The sequence below is a fragment of the Pseudomonas sp. NPDC087614 genome (assembly GCF_044743485.1).
Classification (GTDB): Bacteria; Pseudomonadota; Gammaproteobacteria; order Pseudomonadales; family Pseudomonadaceae; genus Aquipseudomonas; species Aquipseudomonas baetica_A.
Window position 1 is genome coordinate 57458 of sequence record NZ_JBIUWN010000005.1, and the last position, 24814, is coordinate 82271.

Genomic DNA, 24814 nt, shown 5'->3' on the forward strand with positions numbered 1-24814 from the left:
ACGTTGAGCCTTCCGAAAACCGGAAAGACTCAACGCACTTTTTTTACAAATTTTTCACAATCAGGCGGGTTGAAGCTCGGTGACCACTTTGCCGGCGTTCATGCGCACCAGTTGATCGGCGACATCGAAGTAACGATCGTCGTGGGAAATGACGATGATGGTTTTGCCCAGACGCTTGAGGTCAGGCAGCAGTTCGGTATAGAAGATGCGGCGGAAGGTCGGGTCCTGGTCGGCGGCCCACTCGTCGAACACCAGTACCGGCCGTTCTTCCAGCCACGCGTTGATCAGGGCCAGACGCTTGCGTTGGCCGGTCGAGAGGTCGGTGGTCGTGAACGAACCGTCGCGCACGCTGACCTTGTGAGCGATTTCCAGACGCTCCAGATATTTGTTGGCATCTTGCGGAATGTGCGTGTCGCCCTGCACCACGTCGTCGAACAGGTAGTAGTCGGCGAAAATCGTGGTGAACAGTTGACGGTAATCGTCACGGGTGGTGGCGTCGATGATCTGCTCGTTGAGGCGGATTTCACCTTGCTGCGGCGCGTACAGGCCCAGCAGCAGTTTGATCAGGGTGGTTTTGCCGCAGCCGTTCTCGCCCACGATGAAGAGGATGTCACCCTGTTCGATCTTCAGGTTCACCGGCCCGAGACGGAATGGGATCGCGCCTTGTACGGTCGGAAAACTGTACGAGACGTCGGTCAGCTCCAGGCTCTGCACCGTTGTCTTTTCATGGCCTTGATCGTTGAGCAGCAGGTGCGGTTCGGGTGAGGAAAACTGCTCGGACAACTCGGCGATACGGCGGAACGCGATCTGCGCGCGACTGACAATCGGCAGCGCGGCAATGATGTGTTCGAGCGGGCCTTTCATATACAGCAGCACCAGTACAAAGCCGCTCATGACCGCTTTGTCGGCGCTCGGCCACAGCGATTGCAGGCCCAGCGCAAGACCGATCACGACGAAGAACAGCATCGAACCGAGCGTCTTGGCGATCACGAATATGTTCACCGATCGCACCTGAATGTCGCAGATCTTGTCCGCCGTGCCTTCAATGCCCGAGACAAACATGCGGTGCCGGCGCGGACGGTGGATGCGCAGTTCCTTGGCGCCCTCGGCGAGCGCGTGGTAGTGCTTCTGCAATTCGTCTTCGTAGTCGCGGGCCTTCATGAAACCCTGCATGCCACGCCCGCGAGCAATGTACTGAACGACCGTGCCGATCAGAATGGCGACCACCGTCAGCAAAAACATCGGCCACGACAGCATCGCCAGATAACCCATGCACCCGAGGGTCACGGTCATCGAAATCGCCAGCGGGGCGAATGCGAACGCGAAGTCGCTGATGGTATCGACGTCGTGGGTCAACACCGGAATCAGGCGATGGCTGCGGTAGCGCTCGATCTGCTCGATCGGCGCCGAGAGGACTTTCTCGCCCAGTTCCTTGCGCAGCTTGGCGATGATGTGTTGGCCGACATAGTTGGTGCCAATGTCGGAAAAAATCGAGGTGGTCAGGGCTAGCAGACACAGGCCGGCGAAGACCGCGACCATGGTGTTGCTCAGGTCGCCTTCGCTGTGCAGCACGCTGTTGATGGTTGCCAGTAACGCGGTGACGCTCAGACCACCGACCATGCCGAGCAGGATCGCGCCGGTGACGATCAGCCGAAAGGGTTTGAGCAGGGCGAACAATTCATTGATCACCCCGCGTGTTGGTTTGCTCATGGAGGTTCCCTGCTTGAGAGAGCGGCGAAGGCCGGCATTGACTCGCGGGCTTCGTCTGGATGACTTAGAGGGCGGTGGCGCGCCGTGTCGGTTGGCGCCCACCTGTAAAACGACTGGCAGGACGGCTAATTTAGCCGGGCGATAGCGCTACAGATCGCGGGCGACGCGAAAGCCGATCCAGTCGCCGCGCGTGTCGGTGTAGGTCGCGTTGCGATTGCCGGAGCGCGAGAACACTGGCGCCTCACCCCAGTCGTTGCCGCGTATGCGGCGCACTTCGCATTTGCCGCTCGACCAGGCACTGCCATCGCTGGGCGCACCGACGTAGTTTTCGTTGTAGCAATCGGCTGTCCATTCATAGATGTTGCCGTGCATGTCGTAGACGCCGAAGGCGTTGGCCGGGAAGCTGCCGGCCGGCGCAGTGAAGTTGTAGCCATCGGCGGCGCCGTAGGTGTTGGCGTGTTTGGCGATGCTGTATTCCTTGCCTTCATCGAACGGGAAGGGGAAGGGGCCGCTGCTGCCGGAGCGGGCGGCGTATTCACGCAGGGATTCGCTGACCAGTCGATATGGCTTGCCGGTTTTCTTCGACAGCCACGCCACGTACGCCTCGACTTCAGGGAAGTCCATGCACACCGCCGGATGCTTGTCGGTGTACTGCTTTTTTGGGTCGCTGCCCTGATAGTCGGGAACGCCAGCCTTGCAGGCGCGACCGGGGCGGGTGTCACCGTCGGGCATGTTGTAACCGGTGTCGGTGAGGTAGGCGTTCCACTGGCCCTTCAAAATCTGAAAGCGGCTGATCGCCAGCGGGTTGGCAAACGTCACCGGGTGCATCGGGCCTTCGTCAGGTTCGCGGCCGACTTCGTCATCCGGAGTGCCCATGGTGAACGTGCCGGTGGGCAGTACGACCATTTCCGGGCAGTCCTTGCAGTCCTTGAACACCTTGCCCGGCGCAGGTGGCGTGGCGGCGTGGGCGGCGCCTGGCAGCAGGCTGATGGCGAGGGCGGTGAGCATCAGCGCCGGCACGGCCTTCAAGGAAAAACGACGCAGTTCACTGTTCATTGCGGGGTCTCGCTAAAAGGAAAAAGGGATCGCGCGGGATCAAAGGGCTTGGTCGAGCACGGCCAGCAGTCGGTCGATCTGGGCTTCGTCGTTGAGCAGCCCCGGAGCGGTGCGGATGACCGGGCCGACATCGCGGTTGACGGCATCGGCCACCACACGATTGCTCATCAGGTGCGCAGCGATCTTGTCGTTGTCCTCGTCCTTGACCCGGAAGAACGTGAAGCCGGCGGACAGCTCAGGGCTCAATGGCGTGACGAGTTCAATTGACGGGCGTTGTTGCAGGCGTTTTTTCAGGTAGCTGTTAAGCGCGTGAATGCGCGCCTCGACCTCTGCCTTGCCCAATTGCAGGTGCAACTTGAACGCTTCGTCCAGCGCCCAACGGTGTTCGAACGCGTGATAGCCACCGGGGGTCATGGTGGTGGAAAACGTTGTCGCTTCGGAGAACGTTGGAATGATCGGTGTGATGTACCTGACCTCTTCGAAGCGGCTGCAAATGAGGCCGGTGCCGCGCGGGCCGAACATCCATTTGTGGGTGCCGGCGATAAAAAAATCGCAGTTCATCTGCTTGAAACTCAGGTCGTCCACGCCAAATCCGTGAACGCCATCCACCACATAAATGATTCGGTTAGCGTCACTGCGCCCACGGTTGTGTTTGTCGACGAGGGCGCCGATCTCGCCGATCGGCAGTTTCAGGCCGCTGCCCGAATGCACCCAGCACATCCCCAGCACGCGGGTTTCGGGGCGAATGGCGCTGTCGATGGCGGCCAGGATTTCAGCTTTGCTGGTGCGGTGCACATCTTTGAACAGAGGGATTTTGCGCACCCGCGTGCCGTCGCGTTCGGTGCGCAAAGCGAGGATGGTGTGAGTCGCGTAATGCTCGTGGACGGTGGTGAGGATTTCCTGATCGGCGCGCACATGTACGCCGCCGTAAATCGTCGCCAAGCCTTCGGTGGTGCTGCCGGTCAGCGCGATCTGCTTCGCGTTGACTTGCAGGTAAAGACCCGCCCAGATCCGCACGTTTTCTTCGCGCTGTTCGATCACACCCAGATCCCAGTCCATCGCCAGGCCAGGGTTCTTGTCGAGGGCGGAGCGGTGCATTTCGATGGCGTCGCGCACGGGTTTGGGGTGCGAGGTGACCAAAAAATTGGAGAAGTGCAGGTAATCCGGATCCTGATCGAACAGTTGCTGCAACTGCGCCCACTTGTTGCGTGGCAGCGGCGCGGCTGCTGAGGCGCTGGCGACACTCGGCAGGCTCGCCCCCAGTGGCAGCGCCGCCGCGAGAATCCCCGCCTGCTTCAGAAAGTCACGACGATTGCTCATGGCTTGGCGGTTTCCTGCGCCGTGGCCAGCGAAGGTTTCGCGGCTTTTTCGACCTGATCCCAGACTCGCAGGAAATTGCCTCCCCAGAGCTTGGCGATGTCGGCTTCGGAATAACCGCGCGAGATCAGCTCGGCGGTGACGTTGCGGATCTCTGCCACGTTCTCGAAACCTTTGACGCCGCCGCCTTCATTGAAGTCGGAGCTGATGCCGACGTGATCGATGCCAATCTTGCGCACCGCGTAATCAATGGCGTCCCCCAGATCCTTGAGGCTGGCTTTCGGCTCTTGTTCGAGGATCCCGTAGAGGCGGCCGGCGTACTGGCCGAACTTCTGCTCGGACCACGCGGCAATGATCGGATCGCCGGGCATCAGCGCCATGGCTAGATTCGGCAATGGCGGCAGGTCGAACGCCTTGCGCATTTCGTTGAGTTTGTTCTGGGTTTCCAGAGTCAGCGGACGCAGGTACTGCGAGAACGCGACGATCTGGACGACGCCGCCGCTGTTCTTGATCAACTGCATTTCCTTGTCGCTGAGGTTGCGCGCAATGTCGACCATCGCTCGCGGCGCCGAATGCGAAGCCACCAGTGGCGTGCGGCTCAGTTGCGCGACTTGCTCAAGGGCCTTGGTCGACATCTGCGATACGTCGATGATCACACCCAGATCGTTCAGGCGCTTGACCGCTTGCCTGCCCAGATCCGAGAGGCCATCGAGGGCGTCCGGCGAGTCATTGAGGAACGGCAGCGGACGCGACGAATCGGCCCAGTCGTTGTTGCCGATGTAGCTGAAGCCGAACATGCGCATGCCGCGTGCCGTCCACATGTCCAGCAGGCTCAGGTCGTGGCCCAGTGGATAGGCGTTGAGCATGCTGATGAAAATCACGAACTTGCCTTCGCCGTGCAGGCGCCGGAAATCGTCCGGGGTGTAGGCGATGGCGACCTGATTGGGATAGTCACGGACCATGCCGGAAATGATCTTGAAGCGGATCTCCTGCTGGTTGCGCGCCTCTTCGACGAAGCCGGGCGTCGGTTTGTGAGGCGCATTCGGACCGTTCCACATTTCCGGCCAGCCGAAGATGGTCAGCGCAGCGCCCGACAGACGTCCACGGTTGGCCTTGGCCAGATCGAACTGGCCGTCACCGTCCTTGTCGGCTTCGTGGCCGTCGGTGCCGAAATTTTGCGTCAGGCTGACATGGCTGTCGAAGGAGAGTATGCGTTCGTGCAGCTCATCGGCCTGTTTCATGACTTTGACCGGGTAGCCGAGGTCGTCCTTGAACCCGTGTTGCCAAACGGCAAAGCCTGCGCCGGCGCTGATTGCCAGGGCCAGTGGCAGGCCGATCAATAGAGCCTTTTTCGAACGTGGTTTTGTCATTGCCATCTCAGTCAGGTTCGCCATCGAGGTGCAGGCGCGGGGGCCTTTGCTATCTGGGAAGAACGAGTAGTCGGCAGGGAAATTTAGGCGCGTGAACCTCTGGCAAAAGCGGCGCCTTAAATTTGCCGCAGCAACAAACGTTCTAGCTTGGATAAAGCCTGCTTCATGGCTGACACAGGTAGGGCAATGAAGATTTCTCGACGATGGTTCATGGCGGGCCTGGCGCTGACGGGCGCTGCCGTGCCGGCGGCTTATTTTGGGCATCGTGAATGGACGAAGCCGGACCCGACGATCACGCCTGGCGAAGCATCATTCGACGTCGCCGACAGGGCCGGGCAACGCTTGGCGAATGCGTTGCGCGGGGTTTGGGACATCCGTTTCGAAGGGCGCGACGCAGGTCTTGAAGGCTTGCCGCTGAAGGGGCTGCAAGTGTTTCTGGACATTGGCCAGAAGGGCCGAGGCGTGTGCGGCTTTCTCGATACGCCCGAACGCTTGCGCTCTGGCGACAGGCCTTGTTACCGAATTCTTGGCGATCTCGCCGGGGCCGATGCCGCGAAGTTGAGTTGGCGGCTGATCGGCGCTGATGGCCAGATCAGCTATGAGCTGGAAATGATCCTCGATGAAGTCTGGGCCGACTTCGGCAATGCCGGCAGTGGCACCCTCAGCGGCAAAGCGCTGCGACTTGATCGGGCGTTGAGCCTGCCAGCGCAGGACAACCGCTTCGTGGCGGTCAAGCGCCTGTTTCCCGAATCGCGCGAGCGCACACCGTTGAACGCGACGTTGCTGGCCTGGCTGATCTCTCCTGAACATCGCCTGTTCCACCAGTTGTGGCATGCAACCCGGGACAAGTGGCACAAGCTTCCCGAAGACAAGCGCGAGGCGTTGCGCGGCATTGGCTGGCAACCCGGCCCGCGTGACAAGGAGCGTGATGCCCGTGGCCCGCGCAAGGATCGCAACGGTTCGGGCGTGGACTTTTTCTTCATGCACCGGCACATGCTCGGGACGGCGCGATCGATGCAGGATCTGCCCTCCTGGGAATACTTCCCGCTGCCGCAGCCGGAGTTGATCCGCGACCGCATCGGTTTTGCCCGTTACTTCGATAATCATGACGGCACGGCTTTGCCACCGACGTGGACGGCCACAGGCGATGACGAGTTCAGTCAATGGGTTAGCGACATCAAGACCGCCGAAACTTACGAAAGCAATTTCCAGGTCTGGGAGTCGCAGTACCGTGATCCGGCGTATCTGGCAAAACTCACGCTGGGGCAGTTTGGCTCGGAAGTCGAGTTGGGCCTGCATGACTGGCTGCACATGCGTTGGGCTTCGGTGCCGCGCGATCCGTCCAATGGTCAACCGGTGCCGTTTGCCCGCGATCCTGCGGACTTCGCCGCACGCTGGTACAACGCCGAAAACGACTTTCTTGGCGATCCGTTCTCGTCCCACGTCAATCCGGTGTTTTGGCATTTTCATGGCTGGATCGATGACCGGATCGAAGACTGGTTCCGCGCTCACGAGCGTTTCCATCCGGGTGAAGTCACGCGCCTGCAAGTCAACGGCGTGCATTGGTTCGCACCGGGGCGCTGGGTCGAGGTCGATGATCCGTGGCTGGGGCCGATCACCCATGGTTGCAGCACCACGCCGGGATTGCAGAGGGGAAAAACCGTCGAAATGGACCCGGAAACCATGAAACTGGCGCTGCGCATCACCTTCATCACCGACGAGGACAAGCTCGCCGGCCTGTTCCGTCGCGTGCCGCAACGACCATGGTATGCGCGCAATCTGAAGCCTAAAACCAGCCCGGCTTGAGGGCTGCGTCATGGTTATTTCGCGAGCAGGCAGGCAGCGAAATTACAGCGCCTGCCACCCACCCCCAAGTGCCTTGTATAACGCAATGCTCGCCTGCACCCGCGACAGCCGCAGTTGTACGTTCTGATCCTGCGCCGCATACAACGTGCGCTGGGTTTCCAGTACCGTCAGCAAGTCTTCGGCGCCGGCCTGATAGCGGCTTTGGGCGATGTTGAAGGCGGTCTGCGCCTGGCTTAATTCTTCGTTCTGCCACAACCGCTGCTCATCAAGGCGCCGAATGCTGTTGAGGGCTTTCTCCACATCAGCGAAGCCATTGATGATCGCGCCACGATAGTTCTCCAGCAGTTCTTGCTGGCGTGCCGTGGCCTTGTCGCGTTCAGCGCCGAGACGGCCGTTATTGAAAACGGGTGCGACCAATCCGGCGGTGAGGTTATAGAACGGGCTGCGGAACAGGTCGTCGAACTGGTTGGCGCCTGAGCCGAGCTGAGCCGTCAGGGTCAGCGCCGGCAGCATGGCCGCGCGGGCGACTTTGACGTCGGCCTCGGCGCCAGCCAGTTGCGCTTCGGCGCGAGCGATGTCCGGACGACGGCTGAGCAGCTCGCTGGGAACCCCAGCAGCAATGTCCGGCCAGTGCAGGTGATCGAAGGATTCTTTCGGCGACAGTTGCTGCGCCGGTTGGCCGAGCAGGGCGGCCAGGCTGATCAGTGCTTCCTGGGCCTCCTGTTGCACGCGCGGCAGTTGCCATTGTTGCGCGGCGACCTGGCTCTTCTGCTGCGCCAGTTCCAGCGCGGTGGCCGAGCCTGAGTCAAAGCGCGTCTGCACCCGTTTCAGCACGCTTTGCGCGTTGGCCAGATTCAGCTCGGCGATGCGGCTTTGCTCGCGCAGCGACAGGGTTTTTGCATAGGTATTGGCAACGCCGCTGAGCAGTGTCAGCTCCACGGTCGCACGATCGAATTCACTGGCCTGCAGGGTGAATTGCGCACTGTCGCGGGACGCGCGTTTGCCGCCCCAGAAGTCGATTTCGTAAGTGGCACTCAGATTTGTATCGAAGTAATCCACGGCCTTGTTGCTGCTGTTGGCGTCCAGTTGGCTATAGCCGTTACCGCGCAGCAGTTTTTGCCGATTGGCGTTGAGCCCGGCTTTGACTTCTGGCAGCAATGAGCCGCCGGCGATCACCGTGTCGGCCTGCGCCTGACGCACCCGGGCAACGGCCGCCGCGAGGTCGAAGCTGCCGGCGCGTGCCTGTTCGATCAGGCTGTCGAGTTCCGGGCTGCCGAACTGCGTCCACCACTGTGCATTGTTGCGGGCGGCGCTGGCGGCTTGTGGCGATTGCCACGTCGCCGGTGGCAGCAGGCCGCTGTCCGGGCGCTGGACGGGATTGGCGCAGGCGCAGAGGATCAGGCACACGGTCAACAAACTGAGGCGTGGTTTCATAGATCGATCATTCACTGGTAAGGGCTGTGACCGGGTCGAGCCGGGCAGCTTTGCGGGCCGGCATGAAGCCGAAGACAACACCGGTGATCAGGGCGCAAGCGAAGGCGCCAAGCACCGCGGTCAAGGAAAACGCCACGGCGACTTCGCTGAGCACCAGCACGCCGCCGACGATCAGCGCCAAGGCGATGCCGGCGATGCCGCCGACCACCGAGAGCATCACCGCCTCGGTGAGGAACTGGCGCAGGATGTCACGCTGCCTGGCGCCGGTGGCCATGCGGATACCGATCTCGCGAGTGCGTTCGCGCACAGTCATGAGCATGATGTTCATCACGCCGATACCGCCCACCAGCAGCGAGATCGCGGCAATCGAACCGAGCATCAGTGACAGTGTGTTCTGCGTACGCGCCTCGGCCTGGATCATCGCGGCGTTGTTGGTCAGTTCGAAATCTTTCTTGCCGTTGTGCAGGCGCAGCATCAGTTGTTCGATGGCCTGTTCGGCTTCCTTGACCCGGCGGGCGTCGGTGGCAGCGATGGCCACGTATTCGGGATCGCGGGTGCCGAACAGGCGCACGCTGGCCGCCGAATAGGGCACGGCGATGCGGTCGTCGCTGTCGGAGTCGCCGGAGCTGGCACCTTTTTCCGCCAGCACGCCGACCACCTGGAAGGGCACGTTCTCGATCAGGATGTATTGGCCGATGGGGTTGCTCACACCCTTGAGCAATTTACTGCGGACCTTGTGGCCGATCACTGCAACGGCCGCTGCGCTCGCTTCGTCGGCGTCGGTGAAATAACTGCCTTGCACCACGGGCCAGTTGAAGATTGCCGGGAAGTTTGTGTCGTTACCGCCGACATAGCTCATATGGTCGACGTTGCCGTAACGTACGCCGGCCTCGGCGCCATTGACGGGCATGATTCGCTGCACTTGCGGCAGGCTCGCCAGTGCATGGACGTCGTCGAGGGTGACGATTCCCGGCGGCGTGCGCGGATTGGGCGCGGAGCCGCTCAGATAAATGATGTTAGAGCCGAATGCGCCCATTTGCGCCATGACCTGGCGCTTGCTGCCTTCGCCTACCGCCAGCATTACCACCACTGACGCCACGCCAATGATGATCCCGAGCAGGGTCAGGGCGGTGCGGAAGCGGTTGATCCACATCACCCGCCATGCCGCGTGCAAGGCGTCCACCAGCTCACCTTTCCAGGCGCCGGTGGCCTCGGCACCCTCGGCCAGACGCTTGCGCAAATCCACCGCCTGCAAGGCGCCGGGGTTGGCCGTGGTCTGTGCCTCGGGATTGTCTCGGGCGCTGTCGCTGATGATCAGACCGTCGCGGATTTCGATGATGCGTTTGGCCCGCGCTGCCACTTCGCGATCGTGAGTGATGAGGATCACCACATGACCCAGGCTCGCCAACTCGTCGAGCAGCGCCATGACCTCTTTGCCGCTGTGGCTGTCGAGGGCCCCGGTGGGTTCGTCGGCGAGAATGATGTGGCCGCCGTTCATCAAGGCGCGGGCGATCGAGACCCGCTGCTGCTGGCCGCCGGAGAGTTGATGGGGGCGGTTGCCCAGGTGTGAAGCGAGGCCGAGACGATCAAGCAGGGCGGCGGCGCGGGCATGGCGTTCGGCGGCCGGCGTGCCGGCGTAGATGGCCGGCATCTCGACGTTTTCCTGAGCCGAGCCGGACGGAATCAAATGGTAGCCCTGAAACACGAATCCGAAGGCCTCGCGGCGCAGCCAGGCCAACTCATCGCTGTTCAGGCCGGCAACATGTTCTGCGGCGAAGCGATACTCACCTGACGTTGGCCTGTCCAGACAGCCGAGGATGTTCATCAGCGTCGATTTGCCGGAGCCGGAAGCGCCGATGATCGCCACGAACTCGCCGGCCTGGATCGTCAGATCGATACCGCGCAACACGTGGACTTCAGGCGCGTCGCCGCCGCCGTAGGATTTGCAGATGTCCTTCAGATCAATCAGAGGCGTTTGCATTCAGTCTCCGCTACCGACAGCGGGGCCGATCAGCAAGTGATCACCTTCGCTCAAACCATCGAGAATCTGCACCTTGAGCCGGTCGCTGATGCCAGTGCGCACCTCGCGGGATTCAATGTTGCCGTTGGCGGCGACTATCTGAGCGGTCTGCAGGTTGGCCGTGTCGCGGCCTTGCAATGCCGCGACCGGTGCAGTGAGGACGTCTTTGGCTTGATTGGCGACGAAGAATACTTGGGTGGTCATCTCGGCCATCAGGGCGTTGTCGGTGTTGTCGACGTCGAGCAGCACGGTGTACAGCACGACGCGGGCGCTGCCGCTTTTGCTGCTGGCCGGGCTGCCGCCGCCCTGGCTGGTCTGATCCAGCGGTTTGGGTGGCACTGGCAGAATCTGCCGCACAGTGCTGCTCCAGCGCCGGTGGCCGCCGCTGAGGGTGGTGAAGTACGCGCTCATGCCCGGTTTGACATGACCGATGTCGGCTTCGGACACCTCGGCCCACACCGTCATTGGCGAGAGCTTGGCGATGCGCAGGATCAATGGTGTCTGTTGCTGGGCATTGAGGGTCTGGCCTTCGCGCGCATCGAGAGCGACCACGGTACCGGCCATTGGCGCATAAATGCGGGTGTAGCCAAGTTCGGCCTGATCGCTGCGCAGGCTGGCTTCGGCCTGACGGATCTGCGCCTGGAACATGTCGATGCGGGCCTGCGTGGCTTTCAGCTCGGCGCGGGCGGTCTGCACGTCTTCTTCGCGGGTCGCGCCGCCGGCGGCGAGATGCTGCTGGCGCTGGTACTTCTGTTGCGCCAGTTCATGCTGGGCGCGTTGTTCCTGCAATTGCGCCTTTAGATTCTCGACGGAGAAGCGCCCGGCATCGAGCTTGGCCCGCTGCGTCGACGGGTCGATTTCCACCAGCAACTGGCCTTCCTTGACCACATCGCCGACTTCGACGTGGATCTTCTGTATCTGGCCCGAAGCCTGCGCGCCCACATCCACATAGCGGCGTGGTTGCAGGGTGCCGAGTGCAGTGACGCTGCTTTCGATATCGTCACGGGTGACTTGCACGGTGGCGAATCTATCCCGACCCGGCGGCATGATCTGCCACGCGGCGTAAGCGACAACGGGGATCAGACAAAGGACTACAAGCAGGGCGCGTCGGGCGGGGCGGGGACGTTTCATGCAGGGTTCCGGCCAGTGGAAATCGGCCCGTCGTTCGGCTGGCACACGGATTCGGGCAGCGCTGAACGCCGTCGCAGGGCGCGACAGACACGGGGAGCTGTCCTGTAAACGAGGAAAGTGCAGGGGAATTTAAGCGCGGACACACCCAGTAACAGCTATAGAACAGGACTATTTATCGGGCAAAGACAAACGCTACTTTAAATCTATATGAGAATTACTATAAATTACGCACCTTACGTTGCCACTATCTTGCTACCGCTCATCGCGGGGTGATCGATCAGTGTGCTCAAGGACACAAACCGCACCTTTTGCGGCCGGGAGTCATGTTGGAAAACTACTATCGCGAGCTGGTGTGTTTCCTGAACGCCAAGCTGGGCAACCGTCAGGTTGCCGAGGATGTGGTGCATGACGCTTATCTGCGGGTGCTGGAGCGTTCCAGCGACACACCCATCGAGCAACCCCGGGCCTTCCTTTATCGTACGGCGTTGAATCTGGTCATCGATGATCATCGACGCAACGCGCTGCGCCAGGTCGAGCCGCTGGAAGTGCTCGACAACGAAGAGCGCTATTTCACGCCTTCCCCCCATGGCACCCTCGATCACGGCCAGCGTCTGGAAATGCTCCAGCGTGCGCTGGCTGAACTGTCGCCCGCCTGCCGCGACAGTTTTCTATTGCGCAAGATCGACGGCCTGTCGCACCCGGAAATCGCCGCACAGCTCGGTATTTCCAAGGCCCTGGTGGAAAAGCACATCGTCAATGCGATGAAACATTGCCGTCTGCGGATCAAACAATGGGATGCCCATTGAGCCGTCGTCGTTAAATTTTATTTCACTGTTCTCGTTCCTACTCAACAGACGACCTGCCGTCCTGCTCAAGGCCGGTCAGGTCACTTAGGCTTTCCTTTCCCCACTGTTGAGGGGTTCATCCAGAGGACACTGGAAATGACACAGGCAATTGCATCGCCCATCGTTCACGACCTGATCGGCGTCGGTTTCGGCCCTTCGAACCTGGCGCTGGCCATCGCTCTGCAAGAGCGCGGCCCGAGCCAGGGCGAGCTGGATGTGCTGTTCCTCGACAAGCAGGCCAACTACAGCTGGCACGGCAATACCCTGTCGACTCAGAGCGAGCTGCAGATTTCCTTCCTCAAGGATCTGGTGACCCTGCGCAATCCGACCAGCCCGTACTCGTTCGTCAATTACCTCAAGTATCACGGCCGCCTTGTGGACTTCATCAACCTCGGCACCTTCTACCCGTGCCGCATGGAGTACAACGACTACCTGCGCTGGGTCGCCGGGCAGTTCACCGAGCAGAGCCGTTATGGCGAAGAAGTGCTGACCATTGAGCCTGTGCTGCACAACCATCAGGTCGAAGCGCTGCGCGTGATTTCCCGCGACAGTCAAGGTCAGCAACATGCGCGGACCACCCGTTCGGTGGTGGTCAGTGCCGGCGGCACGCCGCGTATTCCCGAGGCGTTCAAGGCGCTCAAGGGCGACAGCCGCGTGTTCCACCATTCGCAATACTTGTCACAGATGGCCAGGCAGCCGTGCGTGAACAATCAGCCGATGAGCATTGCGATCATCGGTGGCGGGCAGAGCGCGGCGGAAGCCTTCATTGATCTGAACGATTCGTTCCCGTCGGTGCAGGTCGACATGATCCTGCGCGGCTCGGCCCTCAAGCCAGCCGACGACAGCCCGTTCGTCAACGAAGTGTTCGCGCCGGAGTTCACTGACCTGGTGTTCCAGCAAAACAACGCCGAGCGTGAGCGTCTGGTCAACGAGTACCACAACACCAACTACTCGGTGGTCGACATCGATTTGATCGAGCGCATCTACGGCATCTTCTATCGTCAGAAGGTGTCCGGGATTGCCCGCCATGCCTTCCGCACCCTGACCACCGTCGAAAACGCCACCGCCACCGAAAACGGTATCGAGCTGACCGTGCGCAACAACGCCACCGGCGAGGTAACCGTTCGCCTTTACGACGCCGTGGTGCTGGCCACCGGTTACGAGCGGCAGATGCACCGCAAACTGCTGGCGCCGCTGGAAGAATACCTGGGCGAGTTCGAGGTCGATCGCCACTACAAAGTGATCACCGATGAGCGCTGCAAGGCAGGCATCTACATGCAGGGTTTTTGCCAGGCCAGCCATGGTTTGAGCGACACACTGCTGTCGGTGCTGCCGATTCGTGCCGATGAAATTGCCGGCTCGTTGTATGAGCATGGCAAGCATCGTGGGCATCGTTCGATGGCGGATCTGTTGTTGGCGACTGCCAGCTAGATTCTGCTGCGACTGATTCATCGCCTTCGCGAGCAAGCCCGCTCCCACACTGTTTTTCTGTGTAGGCAGGAGAAAATGTGGAAGCAGGCTTGCTCGCGAAGGGGCCATTTGAAGCAACACAAATTCTGAATCCTGAACCCTTCCTGAAGAGCCCTGTAATTCCCCGACACACCTCCTTTTGCCGGTTTACTCTCCAGATATCGGGGCGTAAGCTTCGCGCGTTTTCATCAATAGCGGAGACCCACAGTGGGTACTTGTTCGAGTGACAGTTGTCGGCCGGTCTCGATAACCGGCAGATTCTCGGCAAGATAACGCGCCTCTTTTGTGCCGTTGTCTCGCCGTAAAAGCGAGCAGCGGCATCCCGTGCATGGCCCGTCCTGGGTCATGTCTGGACGTTCCTTCTCATCGACACTGAAAGAGCGTGATTTCGACTCATCGTCGTCATCGCAGCCCTATCGACACGCCTGTCTTTTCTGACCGGCGCGCCAAGCCTTGCCGTGCCGGTTTTTCCGGCGGCACAGGCGCGGCCGTACCTGCTTGACGGTTTCCCGGCTGACCATAGGGGCAACAGCCATGAAACTTACGCTCAAGGAATTTTTCGCAGGCTTTCTGCGGACCCGTCACTTCGCCCGGCACTTCCGTCGTCTGGCGTTGCTGGAATCGATCACCGACACCACGGTCAGCCGTGAAGTCCCCCCTACTCTGGCCAACACGCTGGTCGATGCTGCCCATTGCGACAGTGGTGCATTGCTGTCTTCACTGGGCACCCATTGCGACGGCCTCACCGACTTGGAAGTCGATGCGCTGCGTGCGCAGTACGGTTTCAACGAAGTCGAACACGAGCAACCGCTGCCATGGTGGACCCATCTGTGGCACTGCTACAAAAACCCGTTCAACCTGCTGCTGACACTGCTGGCGTTGATCTCGTGGCTGACCGAAGATCTGCAAGCCGCCGTGGTGATTTTCTCCATGGTGGTGCTGTCGACGCTGTTGCGCTTCTGGCAGGAAAGCAAATCCAACCAGGCGGCTGATGCGCTCAAGGCGATGGTCAGCAACACCGCCACCGTCATGCGCCGTGATGAGCCACGCACTGAAGTGCCGATCAAACAACTGGTGCCCGGCGATCTGATCGTGTTGTCGGCCGGTGACATGATTCCTGCCGATTGCCGCGTGCTCAGCGCCAAAGACCTGTTTGTCAGTCAGGCGGCGATGACCGGCGAGTCGATGCCAGTGGAGAAATTCCCACGTCAGGCGGATCGCGACACGCGCAACCCGCTGGAGCTGGACAACATTTTGTTCATGGGCACCAACGTGGTCTCGGGCACGGCGGTGGCGGTGATTCTCACCACGGGTAACAGCACGTATTTCGGTGCGCTGGCGCAACGCGTGGGCGCGACGGATCGGGCCGTTACCTCGTTCCAGCAAGGCGTCAACAAAGTCAGTTGGCTGTTGATCCGCTTCATGTTCGTGATGGCGCCGCTGGTGTTGTTCATCAACGGTTTCACCAAGGGTGACTGGACGCAAGCGCTGCTGTTCGCGCTATCGATTGCCGTGGGCCTGACCCCGGAAATGCTGCCAATGATCGTCACCTCGACGTTGGCCAAAGGCGCGGTATTCCTGTCGCGCAAAAAAGTCATCGTCAAACGCCTCGATGCGATCCAGAACTTCGGCGCCATGGACGTGCTGTGCACCGACAAGACCGGCACCCTGACCCAAGACAAGATCTTTCTGGCGCGCCACGTCGACGTCTGGGGTGAAGACTCGGACGACGTGCTGGAAATGGCTTATCTCAACAGCTATTACCAGACCGGCCTGAAAAACCTGTTGGATGTGGCGGTGCTGGAACACGTCGAAGTCCATCGTGAACTGAAGGTCGGCACGGCGTTTCGCAAGGTCGATGAGATCCCTTTCGACTTCGACCGTCGGCGCATGTCAGTGGTGGTCGAAGGGCGTGGTCAGGCGCATCAATTGATCTGCAAAGGCGCGGTCGAAGAAGTGCTGGCGGTGTGCTCTCGTGTGCGTCACGGCGACGTCGATGAAGCCTTGAGCGATGAATTGCTGACCCGGATTCGTCAGGTCACCGCCGCATTCAACGCTGAGGGCATGCGCGTGGTAGCGGTGGCAGCCCGATCGATGCCTGAAGGTCGCGACACTTACAGCCTGGCCGATGAGGCGCAGCTGACGCTGATCGGCTACGTGGCGTTCCTCGATCCACCGAAAGAAAGCACCGCGCCAGCGCTCAAGGCCTTGGCCGAACATGGCATCGCCGTGAAGGTGCTGACCGGCGACAACGAGTTGGTGACCGCAAAAATCTGCCGCGAAGTCGGCCTGGCGCAACAGGGCCTGTTGCTGGGCAACGACGTCGAGCGCATGAGCGATGCCGAACTGGCGGTGGCCGTGGAAACCACCAATGTCTTCGCCAAGCTGACGCCATCGCACAAGGAGCGCATCGTGCGCACCCTCAAAGGCAATGGGCATGTGGTCGGGTTCATGGGCGATGGCATCAACGATGCGCCGGCACTGCGCACCGCTGATATCGGTATCTCGGTGGACAGCGCGGTGGACATCGCCAAAGAAGCGGCGGACATCATCCTCCTGGAAAAGAGTCTGATGGTGCTGGAGGAGGGCGTGCTTGAAGGGCGCCGAACCTTCGCCAACATGCTCAAGTACATCAAAATGACCGCCAGTTCGAACTTCGGCAACGTCTTCTCGGTGTTGGTCGCCAGTGCATTCATTCCGTTTCTGCCGATGCTGCCGATGCATCTGCTGGTGCAGAACCTGCTCTACGACATTTCGCAGATCGCCATCCCGTTCGACAACGTCGATGACGAAATGCTGAAAAAACCACAACGCTGGCAGCCGGGCGACGTCGGGCGTTTCATGCTGTTCTTCGGCCCGATCAGTTCGATCTTTGACATCACCACGTTCGCCTTGATGTGGTACGTGTTCGATGCCAACACCCCCGATCACCAGACGCTGTTCCAGTCCGGCTGGTTCGTGGTCGGGCTGCTGACCCAGACGCTGATCGTGCACATGATCCGCACGCCGAAGATTCCGTTCCTGCAAAGCCGTGCCGCCATGCCGCTGCTGGTGATGACCGGGATCATCATGGCGGTCGGCATCTTCCTGCCGATGGGGCCGTTGGCGCATTACTTCAAACTGCAGGCGCTGCCATCGCTGTACTTCGTGTTCCTGCCGGTGATTTTGCTGGCGTACATGGCCCTGACCCAAGCGGTCAAAGGCTTCTACATCCGCCGGTTCGGCTGGCAGTAACACCACCGTACCTGTGGGAGCGGGCTTGCTCCCACAGGAGGGATGCGTTCTCAAGGAGGACTTCATCATGCAAGCCATCAACAACCTCAATCTCACCTCGCTGCTCGACACTCTCGTCAGCCTCAGCGCGGCTTTCATTCTCGGAGGCCTGATCGGCTTCGAGCGCCAGTACCGGCAACGCACCGCCGGCCTGCGCACCAATGTGCTGGTCGCCGTTGGCGCGGCAATTTTCGTCGACATGGCCAACCGTCTTGCCGGCGCTGAAGGCGCGGTGCGCGTGGTTGCCTACGTGGTCTCCGGCATCGGTTTTCTCGGTGCCGGGGTGATCATGCGCGAAGAGGGCAACGTGCGTGGCCTGAACACCGCCGCGACCCTGTGGACATCGGCTGCGGTCGGCGCCTGCGCGGGTGCCGACCTGCTCGCCGAAGCGGTGCTCGGCACGCTGTTCATCCTTGCGGCCAACACCTTGCTGCGGCCGATCGTCAACAACATCAACCGTCAGCCGCTGGATGTGGTCTCGGCCGAAGTCACCAACATCGTCTACGTCATCGCCCGACGCTCGCAGCAAAAAGCCGTATTTGCCTTGCTCGAAGCGGAGCTTGAACGCAGTAACTACCCGGCCAGCGATGTCGACGTGCATGCCTTTGGCGCCGATGAAATCGAGATCGAGGCGACGCTGGCAACCACCTCGGTCGATGGTGACGAGCTGGACGCACTGGTGGCGCGGATCTCGACGTCGACGCTGGTGGTGCAGGCGTTCTGGAGTCCGAGTACAACCGATTAGCGCTGGGAAATATCCTACATCTCGAAGAGAAAGAACTTACATTTTCACTCGTAGGCATCACTCATTATTTTCCCCGGAGCAGAGATGCCCTGCGTCCTGAATAATCAGTGAGGCATTACTTTTTTCACAACTGTTGGGCCAGGAAAATACCGGCGGCGATGGCCAAAAGTATGGGGGCTTCAGTTGTCGAAATAAGCCATGGTTTATTTGTTACAGCGATAAGCCAGATTGCCGCTCGTGAGTTATTTGGGAAGCCAGGCCGCTGCGCCTGATAAATAACTATCCCTAGAGATGCCTACGATGAATAAGTTTTTCGCTGTGACTACCGCTGCTGTTGCCATGAGTCTTGCTTCTTTCGCCAATGCTGCGCCAGCAACCGGCAACCCAGGCACCGTGCGTTTTATCGGTGAAATCGTTTCCGGTGCATGTGGTATCGACGCCAACTCCCTGGATCAAACAGTTTCGCTGGGTCAGGTGCCGTCGAACCGTTTCAAGGCTACGGGTGATCGCTCCGACCCGGTCAAGTTCGACATCGTCCTGACCGACTGCGACACCACCACCCAGAAGAACGCCCGCTTCACCTTCAGCGGCGTGCAGGACCCATCGGTTCCTGCACTGTTCGCCACCACTGGCCTGGCCCAGAACGTCGGCATCCGCCTGCAGGCAAGCGCCGGTGAAATGCTCGATAACGGCAAGGAGCAGGTTGCGCCAGTCGTTCTGCAAGACGGTAACAACACCGTGACCTTCGCTGCGATGTACGAAGCCACCGCGGCTGCTGTGACCACCGGTGAAGCGGACAGCGTTGCCAACTTCACCGTTGCGTACAACTGATACGCCCGTATCGATTGTTTTAAGAAAAAGGGGCGATAGCCCCTTTTTTCTTATCTGTCAGAGCACTGTTTAAAGGGTATTGCCCGTGTACTGCCGCACACTTTTCGTGTCTTGCGTATTGATCCTCTCTGCGCGCTATTCAAATGCCGTGGAGTTCAATTCGGAGTTTCTGAATATTGATCGTAAAGACAATATCAGCCTCGGACAGTTTACCCATGCCCAATACACTGTGCCCGGCAGTTACTTGCTGGACATTACTGTCAATCAGCGTTACTTCGGCAGCCGCTCTATTGAATTTAAAAGTGCTGACGATCCGCAGGAAAGTTACGCCTGCCTGCCTGAAGAACTGGTGGCGATGTTCGGTCTGAAACCGGAGGTGTTGAAGGGCCTGCCAAGGCTGGCTGACGGCCAGTGCGTTGATTTGCGCGGAATCGACAACGCCAGCATCAAGTACATCAAAAGTCTGGGCCGACTTTCGATCAGTCTGCCGCAGGCGACGTTTGAATATGACGATCCCAATTACATCCCCCCGGCTGCCTGGAGCGAGGGGCTGGACGGTGCGTTGCTCGATTACCGGGTGATCGCCAACAGCCGCCAGTCCACGGCGTCCGGTGATTCCCGCTCGTTGCAAAGTTACGGCACCGCCGGGTTGAACATTGACGCCTGGCGGATTCGTGCCGATTACCAGGCCCGGCAAGAGTCCGGTCAGCAGAGCGGTGACATCAACAGCAAAGCGTTCCAGTTGAACCGTCTGTATGCCTATCGCGCCTTGCCGGCCATTCGCTCGAAACTGTCGGTGGGCGAAGACTATTTGAATTCCGATGTATTCGACACGTTCGCGTTGCGTGGTGCCACGCTGAGTAGCGACGACCGCATGTTACCGCCCAGTCTGCGCGGCTATGCGCCGTTGATCAGTGGTTTGGCGCGGACCAACGCGACCGTGACCGTGTCGCAGCAGGGCCGAGTGTTGTACTCGACCACGGTCACGCCTGGCGCATTCAGCCTTCAGGATTTGAACAGCAGCGCCCAGGGCACGCTGGATGTCACCGTGCGCGAAGAGGACGGTACCGAACAGACCTTCACGGTCACCACGGCGGCGGTACCGTTTTTGTCCCGCGAGGGCGAGTTGCGCTACAAGGTCTCGGCTGGGCAGCCGCGGCTCAACGGTGCCGGCGGCACCGAGCCCGGGTTTATTGCTTCAGAGTTGGCCTACGGTTTGCCACGGGACTGGACGGTGTATGGCGGCGTGCTTGCAGCCTCGGATTACCTGTCGGATGCCATCGGCGTCGGCAAGGATCTGGGCGTGTTCGGCGCATTGTCGGCAGATGTCACCACCTCGCGGGCCAAGCTGCGCTGGAGTGGCGAAACGGTGGTGGGTAACTCGTACCGGATCAACTATTCCAAGCGTTTTGATGCCATTGGCACAGACCTGCGGTTTCTCGGTTATCGCTTTTCAGACAAGACGTTTACCAACTTCTCGCAGTTTGTCGGCGACCCTGATTCCTATTCGCTGAACTCGGGTAAACAGCGCTATTCGGTAACGCTGGCCAAGCATTTTTCCTGGCTGTCGACGAGTGTCTCCTACGACCATTCCACCTATTGGGACGCGGCGCCCTCCGAGCGTTTCGGTCTGTCGCTGGCGCGCAGTTTTTCAATCGGTAACGTCAAGAACATCAACGCCAACCTGTCCGCGTATCAAACCCGCAATACGCGGCAGAACGACTCGCAGATCTATCTCGGGGTTTCCATTCCGCTGGGCGGTAACTCGATGCTGTCGAGCAACGTGCAGCGCGCGGGGACCGGTGCCTCGTCGGGCAACGTCGGTTATAGCCACGACGACGGCGATGGCCTGAATTATCAGGTGTATGGCGGGATCGGCGACAACCGTTACGTCAACGCTTATGTCGGCAAGCGTGCATCCACCTATCGGGCCAACGCTTCTGCTACAACCGATGGCAGCACCTACCGTTCGCTGACCGGCGAGTTCGACAGTTCGCTGGTCTCCACCCGCTATGGCGTGACGGCTCATGGCAACGGTTCAAATGGCGATACCCGGCTGCTGGTGTCGACCGATGGCGTGCCGGACGTGGCGTTCAGTGGTCAGACCCGCTCCAACCAGGCCGGTTACGCGGTGATGGACGGTTTGCCATCGTTCCAGGCCTATGACGCGCGGATCAACATGGAAAAATTGCCGCTCAACACCGAAGTCTCCAACCCGATCCAGCGTCTGGCGCTGACCGAGGGCGCTATCGGCTATGTGAATTTTTCCACTGCCCGTGGGCACAACGCTTACGTGATGCTGACCCGTGGCAATGGCAAGCCGGTGCCTTTCGGCGCGTCGGTGCAGGACAAACACACAAACAAGGAAGTGGGCATCGTCGGTGAAGGCGGGGTGACTTATCTGCTGGGCGTCAAAGCGCAGGCTGAGTTGGTCGCGGTGTGGGACGACGTCGATCGTTGTGCCCTTGCCGCACTGCCTGAAGAAGACGTCGTGACCAATATCGCCAAACCCGTGCGCTGCCTTTAATCCGGGCCGGAACCTGACCTGGTCTTTATCCTTGCGGAGAACCTTTATGCAATCTCTTTCATTGTCCACAACCCGTGGCCTGTTCAATCGTTTAGGCCTCATTGCAGGTCTGTGTGTTCCGTTATTGGCCAACGCGGCGGTGGTGCCGGATCGAACGCGAATCGTGTTCGAGGAGAGCGCGCCGTCAGTCAGCGTCACGCTCAGCAACAAGAACGCGCAGTTGCCTTTTGTCGTGCAGTCCTGGATCGAAAACGAAGCCGGCCAGAAAGTCACGACGCCGTTCATGGTACTGCCGCCATTGCAGCGCATTGAGCCCAGTGAAAGCAGTGTGCTGCGCATCGTGAAACTGCCTGAACTGGCGTTGCCCAAAGATCGCGAATCGGTGTTTTACCTCAACGTGCGCGAGATTCCACCCAAGACCCAGGCCGTCAATTCGATGCAGATCGCCCTTCAGTCGAAGATCAAGCTGTTCTATCGCCCGGCCTCGGTCAAACGTGAACGTGGAGATGATCTGGCACTGGGTCTGAAGCTGAAAATCGATCCGGGCAGTAAACAACTGTGGGTGGACAACCCGACGCCGTTTCACATCACCGTGGTCGGGCTGCTGGCCGGTGAGCAAAAGACCCGGATGCCGATCGACACGATCATGATCGCGCCCTACGCCAACGCACGCTTTCCATTGACCAGCACGGCGTTCACCTCGCTGCGGGTATCGAACATGAACGACTTCGGTGGGCAGACCGATACGCTGTTCAATTGCGTGGCGAATGTCTGCACAGGCGTCAAGCCATGAAGCGCACACCGCTCAGTCTGTGCCTGGCGATGCTGTTGTTGATGTTTTCTCAGGCGTCCTGGGCGATGTTGTGCAAATCGCTGAATGACGGCTCTTACCTGAGTGAATACATCGGCCCGGTGTCGGTGCCCGATACGGTGCCGGACGGTACGATCATCTGGCGCTCGAAAACGCATGTGGTGCCCGCCAAGTGCTGGAAGGTTCACGACATCCATTTTGCCGAAGATGACCCGATCTATTTCTACGGCAACCCGGCCGGATTGAACGCGACGCCCTGGGGCATTGAATTTGGTCTGGTGTACAAGGGGGTGACAGCCTGGGACGGTGACTGGAGCGCCAACCCGAACCAAGGGGTGAATACCGGTTTTATTTCACGGGGCTGCCCCTCGGCCTCCAATGATGCAGAGATGTTGCCGTGTTCGTTGGTCAGTCCGAGCATCGCGTTTCAGGTGGTCATCCGCAAACGCGGGCTGTTACCCCTGCAGCGACCCTCACAAGATACGTACGACGTTTTCCAGTTCGACGGGTTGTATGGACTCAATGGCGGGCCGGGCAACCCGTTTGGCAATTTCCGTTTTCAACTCAGCGGCCTGCAAAACATTGTCGGCACCGCGTGCAGCGTTGATGTGACGGTAACCCCTGAGCCGGGAATCGTCGATTTCGGGGTCATCCAGAAAACCGCCAACGGCCTCTCACCGCCCAATCCGACCCGGCCGTTCAGCCTGGCGCTGGAGAAACGATGCAGCACGGCGATCAACCTGGGCGCCACATTGGTCACCACTCAGCAGCAGGGTGATTACACGATTGTGCCGGCCAGTGATAGCCAGTTCGGCATTCAGGTGCGCGACTCACGCAACCAACTGGTGCCGATCAACGAACCCTTTGCGCTGGTCAATTTCCCGGCGGACGTGACTCATATCGACGTGCCGTTCAGTGCTTCAGTCGTATCGTTGGGCGATCCCAAGGTCGGGCCTTTCGAAGCGATCATGGTGGTGCAGATCATCTATTACTGAGGCAGGCAGCCGTTGCCAACGCCGCCATTTTTCTGCATGCGCTGTTTCTGGGAATTTTCCTACATGACTGTCGGATAAGTCCTTCGCAGCAGGCTCTTGGCTGTCGCCAATATGCCTGCTCTGAGGTCGATTAAGCGATGAATTGACGATGGCTTCCCCACGTGTTCTGGTGTTGGAAAATCAAGGTTTTGCGCGCAGCGTGCTGGTCAAGATGCTGCAGCGCCTGGGCGTACACGACGTGGTCCAAGCCACAGATGGCGAACATGCGATGGTGCAGATGCACCTGTATGGCGGCGTCGACATCGTGCTGTGCGACCTGACCGATCGCGGGCTCGATTGCCTTGAGTTTCTGCGGCGCGCCAGTCAGAGCGGTATGGTGCGCGCGGTGGTGCTGTGCAGCGAACTGCAACCGGAGTTGCATCGTGCGTTGGGGCACATGCAATCGCTGGCAGGGCTGCAACTGCTGGGGATACTCCGTCGACCGATTCAACTGCGCTCGGTGCATCGTTTGTTGCACCGCTACAGCCGCGCGCGGGCAGTGCCGGTGCCGAACATGCTGCGCAGAGAACTGCCTACTGAAGAGGAAGTGCGGCGTGGGCTGGCGTTGGGCGAGTTCCGTGCCTGGTTTCAACCGCAGGTCGAACTTCGAACCGGCGCAGCCGTCGGCGTCGAAGCGCTTGCGCGATGGCAGCATCCGGCGCGGGGTGTGTTGCTGCCCAGTGAGTTCCTGGCGGCGGTGCTGGCGTATGACTTGATTGACCAGATGTTCAAACACCTGCTGGAACAGGGTTTGAGCCTGATGGGCATCTTGCGTCGCCAAGGCGTCAATCTGACGCTTGCGTTCAACCTGCATGCCTCGCAACTGGCGAACGGTGAACTGATCGAGCACATCAAACGGGCACTCGAGCGACATGCTTTCAAGGGCTCGACGTTGATGTTCGAATTCGCGGAAAACGGCTTGCTCGACAGCGCCCCCGGCATCCATGAAAACCTCCTGCGATTGAGACTGTTGGGCTGCGGTTTGTCGGTCGATGACTTCGGGGTGGGCTTCTCATCACTCAAGCTGCTCTGCCAGCTACCGTTCAATCAGATCAAGCTCGATGGACGCTTCGTCCAGCGTCTGGATCGCCAGCGCAATCGTGCCATGGTGACCTGCACGCAGGGGCTGGCGCAGTCGCTGGACATGAGGCTGGTGATTGAGGGGGTCAGTAGTCCGCGGATTCGCGAGGGGCTGCTGGAACTGGGGTGTGAGACCGGCCAAGGGTTTCACCTGGCCAGGCCCATGAATGGGCACGATTTGTTGCAGTGGCTGAAAACGCTGGAAAGCGCACGGTGAACTTTTCACCGTTTACTCCGATGTATTTGCAGAATTTTCCTACACTTCATTCGCGCTCGTGTATTTTCGCTGCACGTACCGAATGGCTTGCTGTCCCACTCACACTCATGGCCTTGACGATGTCGGTTGCCGGCGTG

At 60.0% G+C, this 24814-nt stretch carries 17 protein-coding genes; 10 read left to right on the plus strand and 7 right to left on the minus strand.

What is annotated here, in order from left to right:
• Positions 1–60 precede the first annotated feature (60 nt).
• From ACIOWA_RS03180 to pvdM, 4 genes are all read right to left on the minus strand, one after another.
• Positions 61–1710, minus strand: a complete 1650-nt coding sequence (locus ACIOWA_RS03180) for a cyclic peptide export ABC transporter (RefSeq protein ID WP_401158136.1) — start codon at positions 1708–1710, stop codon at positions 61–63.
• 147 nt (positions 1711–1857) lie between these two features.
• Positions 1858–2766, minus strand: coding sequence for a formylglycine-generating enzyme family protein (locus tag ACIOWA_RS03185; protein ID WP_401158138.1), 909 nt, complete (start codon positions 2764–2766; stop codon positions 1858–1860).
• A gap of 39 nt (positions 2767–2805) precedes the next feature.
• Positions 2806–4086 (minus strand): aminotransferase class V-fold PLP-dependent enzyme, encoded by a 1281-nt coding sequence (locus tag ACIOWA_RS03190; RefSeq protein ID WP_401158140.1) that lies wholly within the window; start codon positions 4084–4086, stop codon positions 2806–2808.
• Positions 4083–5453: a pyoverdine-tailoring dipeptidase-like protein PvdM gene (gene pvdM / locus ACIOWA_RS03195; RefSeq protein ID WP_401158142.1), complete on the minus strand. Its 1371-nt coding sequence runs from the start codon at positions 5451–5453 to the stop codon at positions 4083–4085. The genes ACIOWA_RS03190 and pvdM overlap by 4 nt, the downstream gene beginning before the upstream one ends.
• Before the next feature lie 186 nt (positions 5454–5639).
• On the opposite strand from pvdM, the gene ACIOWA_RS03200 reads away from it, so the two are divergent.
• Positions 5640–7259 (plus strand): PvdJ/PvdD/PvdP-like protein, encoded by a 1620-nt coding sequence (locus ACIOWA_RS03200; protein WP_401158144.1) that lies wholly within the window; start codon positions 5640–5642, stop codon positions 7257–7259.
• Positions 7260–7301: 42 nt separating this feature from the next.
• Here the strand turns inward: ACIOWA_RS03200 and ACIOWA_RS03205 are convergent, their stop codons facing one another.
• Genes ACIOWA_RS03205 through ACIOWA_RS03215 form a run of 3 tightly spaced genes read right to left on the minus strand, consistent with a single transcriptional unit; the run spans position 7302 to position 11844 of the window.
• Complete coding sequence (locus ACIOWA_RS03205; protein ID WP_401158146.1) at positions 7302–8693, minus strand: efflux transporter outer membrane subunit; 1392 nt, start codon at positions 8691–8693, stop codon at positions 7302–7304.
• Between the two features lie 7 nt (positions 8694–8700).
• Positions 8701–10674, minus strand: coding sequence for a MacB family efflux pump subunit (locus ACIOWA_RS03210; protein ID WP_401158148.1), 1974 nt, complete (start codon positions 10672–10674; stop codon positions 8701–8703).
• The gene (locus tag ACIOWA_RS03215; protein WP_401158150.1) at positions 10675–11844 is read right to left on the minus strand and encodes an efflux RND transporter periplasmic adaptor subunit; all 1170 of its coding nucleotides are present in this window, start codon (positions 11842–11844) and stop codon (positions 10675–10677) included.
• Between the two features lie 323 nt (positions 11845–12167).
• On the opposite strand from ACIOWA_RS03215, the gene ACIOWA_RS03220 reads away from it, so the two are divergent.
• From ACIOWA_RS03220 to ACIOWA_RS03260, 9 genes are all read left to right on the plus strand, one after another.
• Positions 12168–12650: a sigma-70 family RNA polymerase sigma factor gene (locus tag ACIOWA_RS03220; protein ID WP_339538348.1), complete on the plus strand. Its 483-nt coding sequence runs from the start codon at positions 12168–12170 to the stop codon at positions 12648–12650.
• Between the two features lie 135 nt (positions 12651–12785).
• The gene (locus tag ACIOWA_RS03225) at positions 12786–14120 is read left to right on the plus strand and encodes a SidA/IucD/PvdA family monooxygenase (protein ID WP_339465557.1); all 1335 of its coding nucleotides are present in this window, start codon (positions 12786–12788) and stop codon (positions 14118–14120) included.
• A 573-nt stretch (positions 14121–14693) separates the two neighbouring features.
• Entirely contained in the window at positions 14694–17393 is a 2700-nt protein-coding gene (mgtA, locus tag ACIOWA_RS03230) for a magnesium-translocating P-type ATPase (protein ID WP_401158152.1), read from the plus strand.
• A 67-nt stretch (positions 17394–17460) separates the two neighbouring features.
• Positions 17461–18177 carry an MgtC/SapB family protein gene (locus tag ACIOWA_RS03235; protein ID WP_123533034.1) on the plus strand — a complete coding sequence of 239 codons (717 nt, stop codon included), beginning with the start codon at positions 17461–17463 and terminating at the stop codon, positions 18175–18177.
• A gap of 300 nt (positions 18178–18477) precedes the next feature.
• A complete protein-coding gene (locus tag ACIOWA_RS03240) occupies positions 18478–19008 on the plus strand; it encodes a fimbrial protein (protein ID WP_123448617.1) in 531 nt (176 codons plus the stop codon).
• Positions 19009–19156: 148 nt separating this feature from the next.
• Positions 19157–21535, plus strand: coding sequence for a fimbria/pilus outer membrane usher protein (locus ACIOWA_RS03245; RefSeq protein ID WP_401158219.1), 2379 nt, complete (start codon positions 19157–19159; stop codon positions 21533–21535).
• Between the two features lie 46 nt (positions 21536–21581).
• On the plus strand, positions 21582–22328 hold the full coding sequence (locus tag ACIOWA_RS03250) for a molecular chaperone (protein WP_401158154.1): 747 nt from the start codon (positions 21582–21584) through the stop codon (positions 22326–22328).
• On the plus strand, positions 22325–23341 hold the full coding sequence (locus ACIOWA_RS03255) for a fimbrial protein (RefSeq protein WP_401158156.1): 1017 nt from the start codon (positions 22325–22327) through the stop codon (positions 23339–23341). Before ACIOWA_RS03250 ends, ACIOWA_RS03255 begins: the two co-directional genes overlap by 4 nt.
• A gap of 148 nt (positions 23342–23489) precedes the next feature.
• Positions 23490–24677 (plus strand): EAL domain-containing protein, encoded by a 1188-nt coding sequence (locus ACIOWA_RS03260; RefSeq protein ID WP_401158159.1) that lies wholly within the window; start codon positions 23490–23492, stop codon positions 24675–24677.
• Positions 24678–24814 lie beyond the last annotated feature (137 nt).

Coding starts and splice junctions, on each gene's coding strand:
- ACIOWA_RS03180 (WP_401158136.1), bottom strand. CDS start 1,710: ATGAGCAAACCAACACGCGGGGTGATCAATGAATTGTTCGCCCTGCTC.
- ACIOWA_RS03185 (WP_401158138.1), bottom strand. CDS start 2,766: ATGAACAGTGAACTGCGTCGTTTTTCCTTGAAGGCCGTGCCGGCGCTG.
- ACIOWA_RS03190 (WP_401158140.1), bottom strand. CDS start 4,086: ATGAGCAATCGTCGTGACTTTCTGAAGCAGGCGGGGATTCTCGCGGCG.
- pvdM (WP_401158142.1), bottom strand. CDS start 5,453: ATGACAAAACCACGTTCGAAAAAGGCTCTATTGATCGGCCTGCCACTG.
- ACIOWA_RS03200 (WP_401158144.1), top strand. CDS start 5,640: ATGAAGATTTCTCGACGATGGTTCATGGCGGGCCTGGCGCTGACGGGC.
- ACIOWA_RS03205 (WP_401158146.1), bottom strand. CDS start 8,693: ATGAAACCACGCCTCAGTTTGTTGACCGTGTGCCTGATCCTCTGCGCC.
- ACIOWA_RS03210 (WP_401158148.1), bottom strand. CDS start 10,674: ATGCAAACGCCTCTGATTGATCTGAAGGACATCTGCAAATCCTACGGC.
- ACIOWA_RS03215 (WP_401158150.1), bottom strand. CDS start 11,844: ATGAAACGTCCCCGCCCCGCCCGACGCGCCCTGCTTGTAGTCCTTTGT.
- ACIOWA_RS03220 (WP_339538348.1), top strand. CDS start 12,168: ATGTTGGAAAACTACTATCGCGAGCTGGTGTGTTTCCTGAACGCCAAG.
- ACIOWA_RS03225 (WP_339465557.1), top strand. CDS start 12,786: ATGACACAGGCAATTGCATCGCCCATCGTTCACGACCTGATCGGCGTC.
- mgtA (WP_401158152.1), top strand. CDS start 14,694: ATGAAACTTACGCTCAAGGAATTTTTCGCAGGCTTTCTGCGGACCCGT.
- ACIOWA_RS03235 (WP_123533034.1), top strand. CDS start 17,461: ATGCAAGCCATCAACAACCTCAATCTCACCTCGCTGCTCGACACTCTC.
- ACIOWA_RS03240 (WP_123448617.1), top strand. CDS start 18,478: ATGAATAAGTTTTTCGCTGTGACTACCGCTGCTGTTGCCATGAGTCTT.
- ACIOWA_RS03250 (WP_401158154.1), top strand. CDS start 21,582: ATGCAATCTCTTTCATTGTCCACAACCCGTGGCCTGTTCAATCGTTTA.
- ACIOWA_RS03255 (WP_401158156.1), top strand. CDS start 22,325: ATGAAGCGCACACCGCTCAGTCTGTGCCTGGCGATGCTGTTGTTGATG.
- ACIOWA_RS03260 (WP_401158159.1), top strand. CDS start 23,490: ATGGCTTCCCCACGTGTTCTGGTGTTGGAAAATCAAGGTTTTGCGCGC.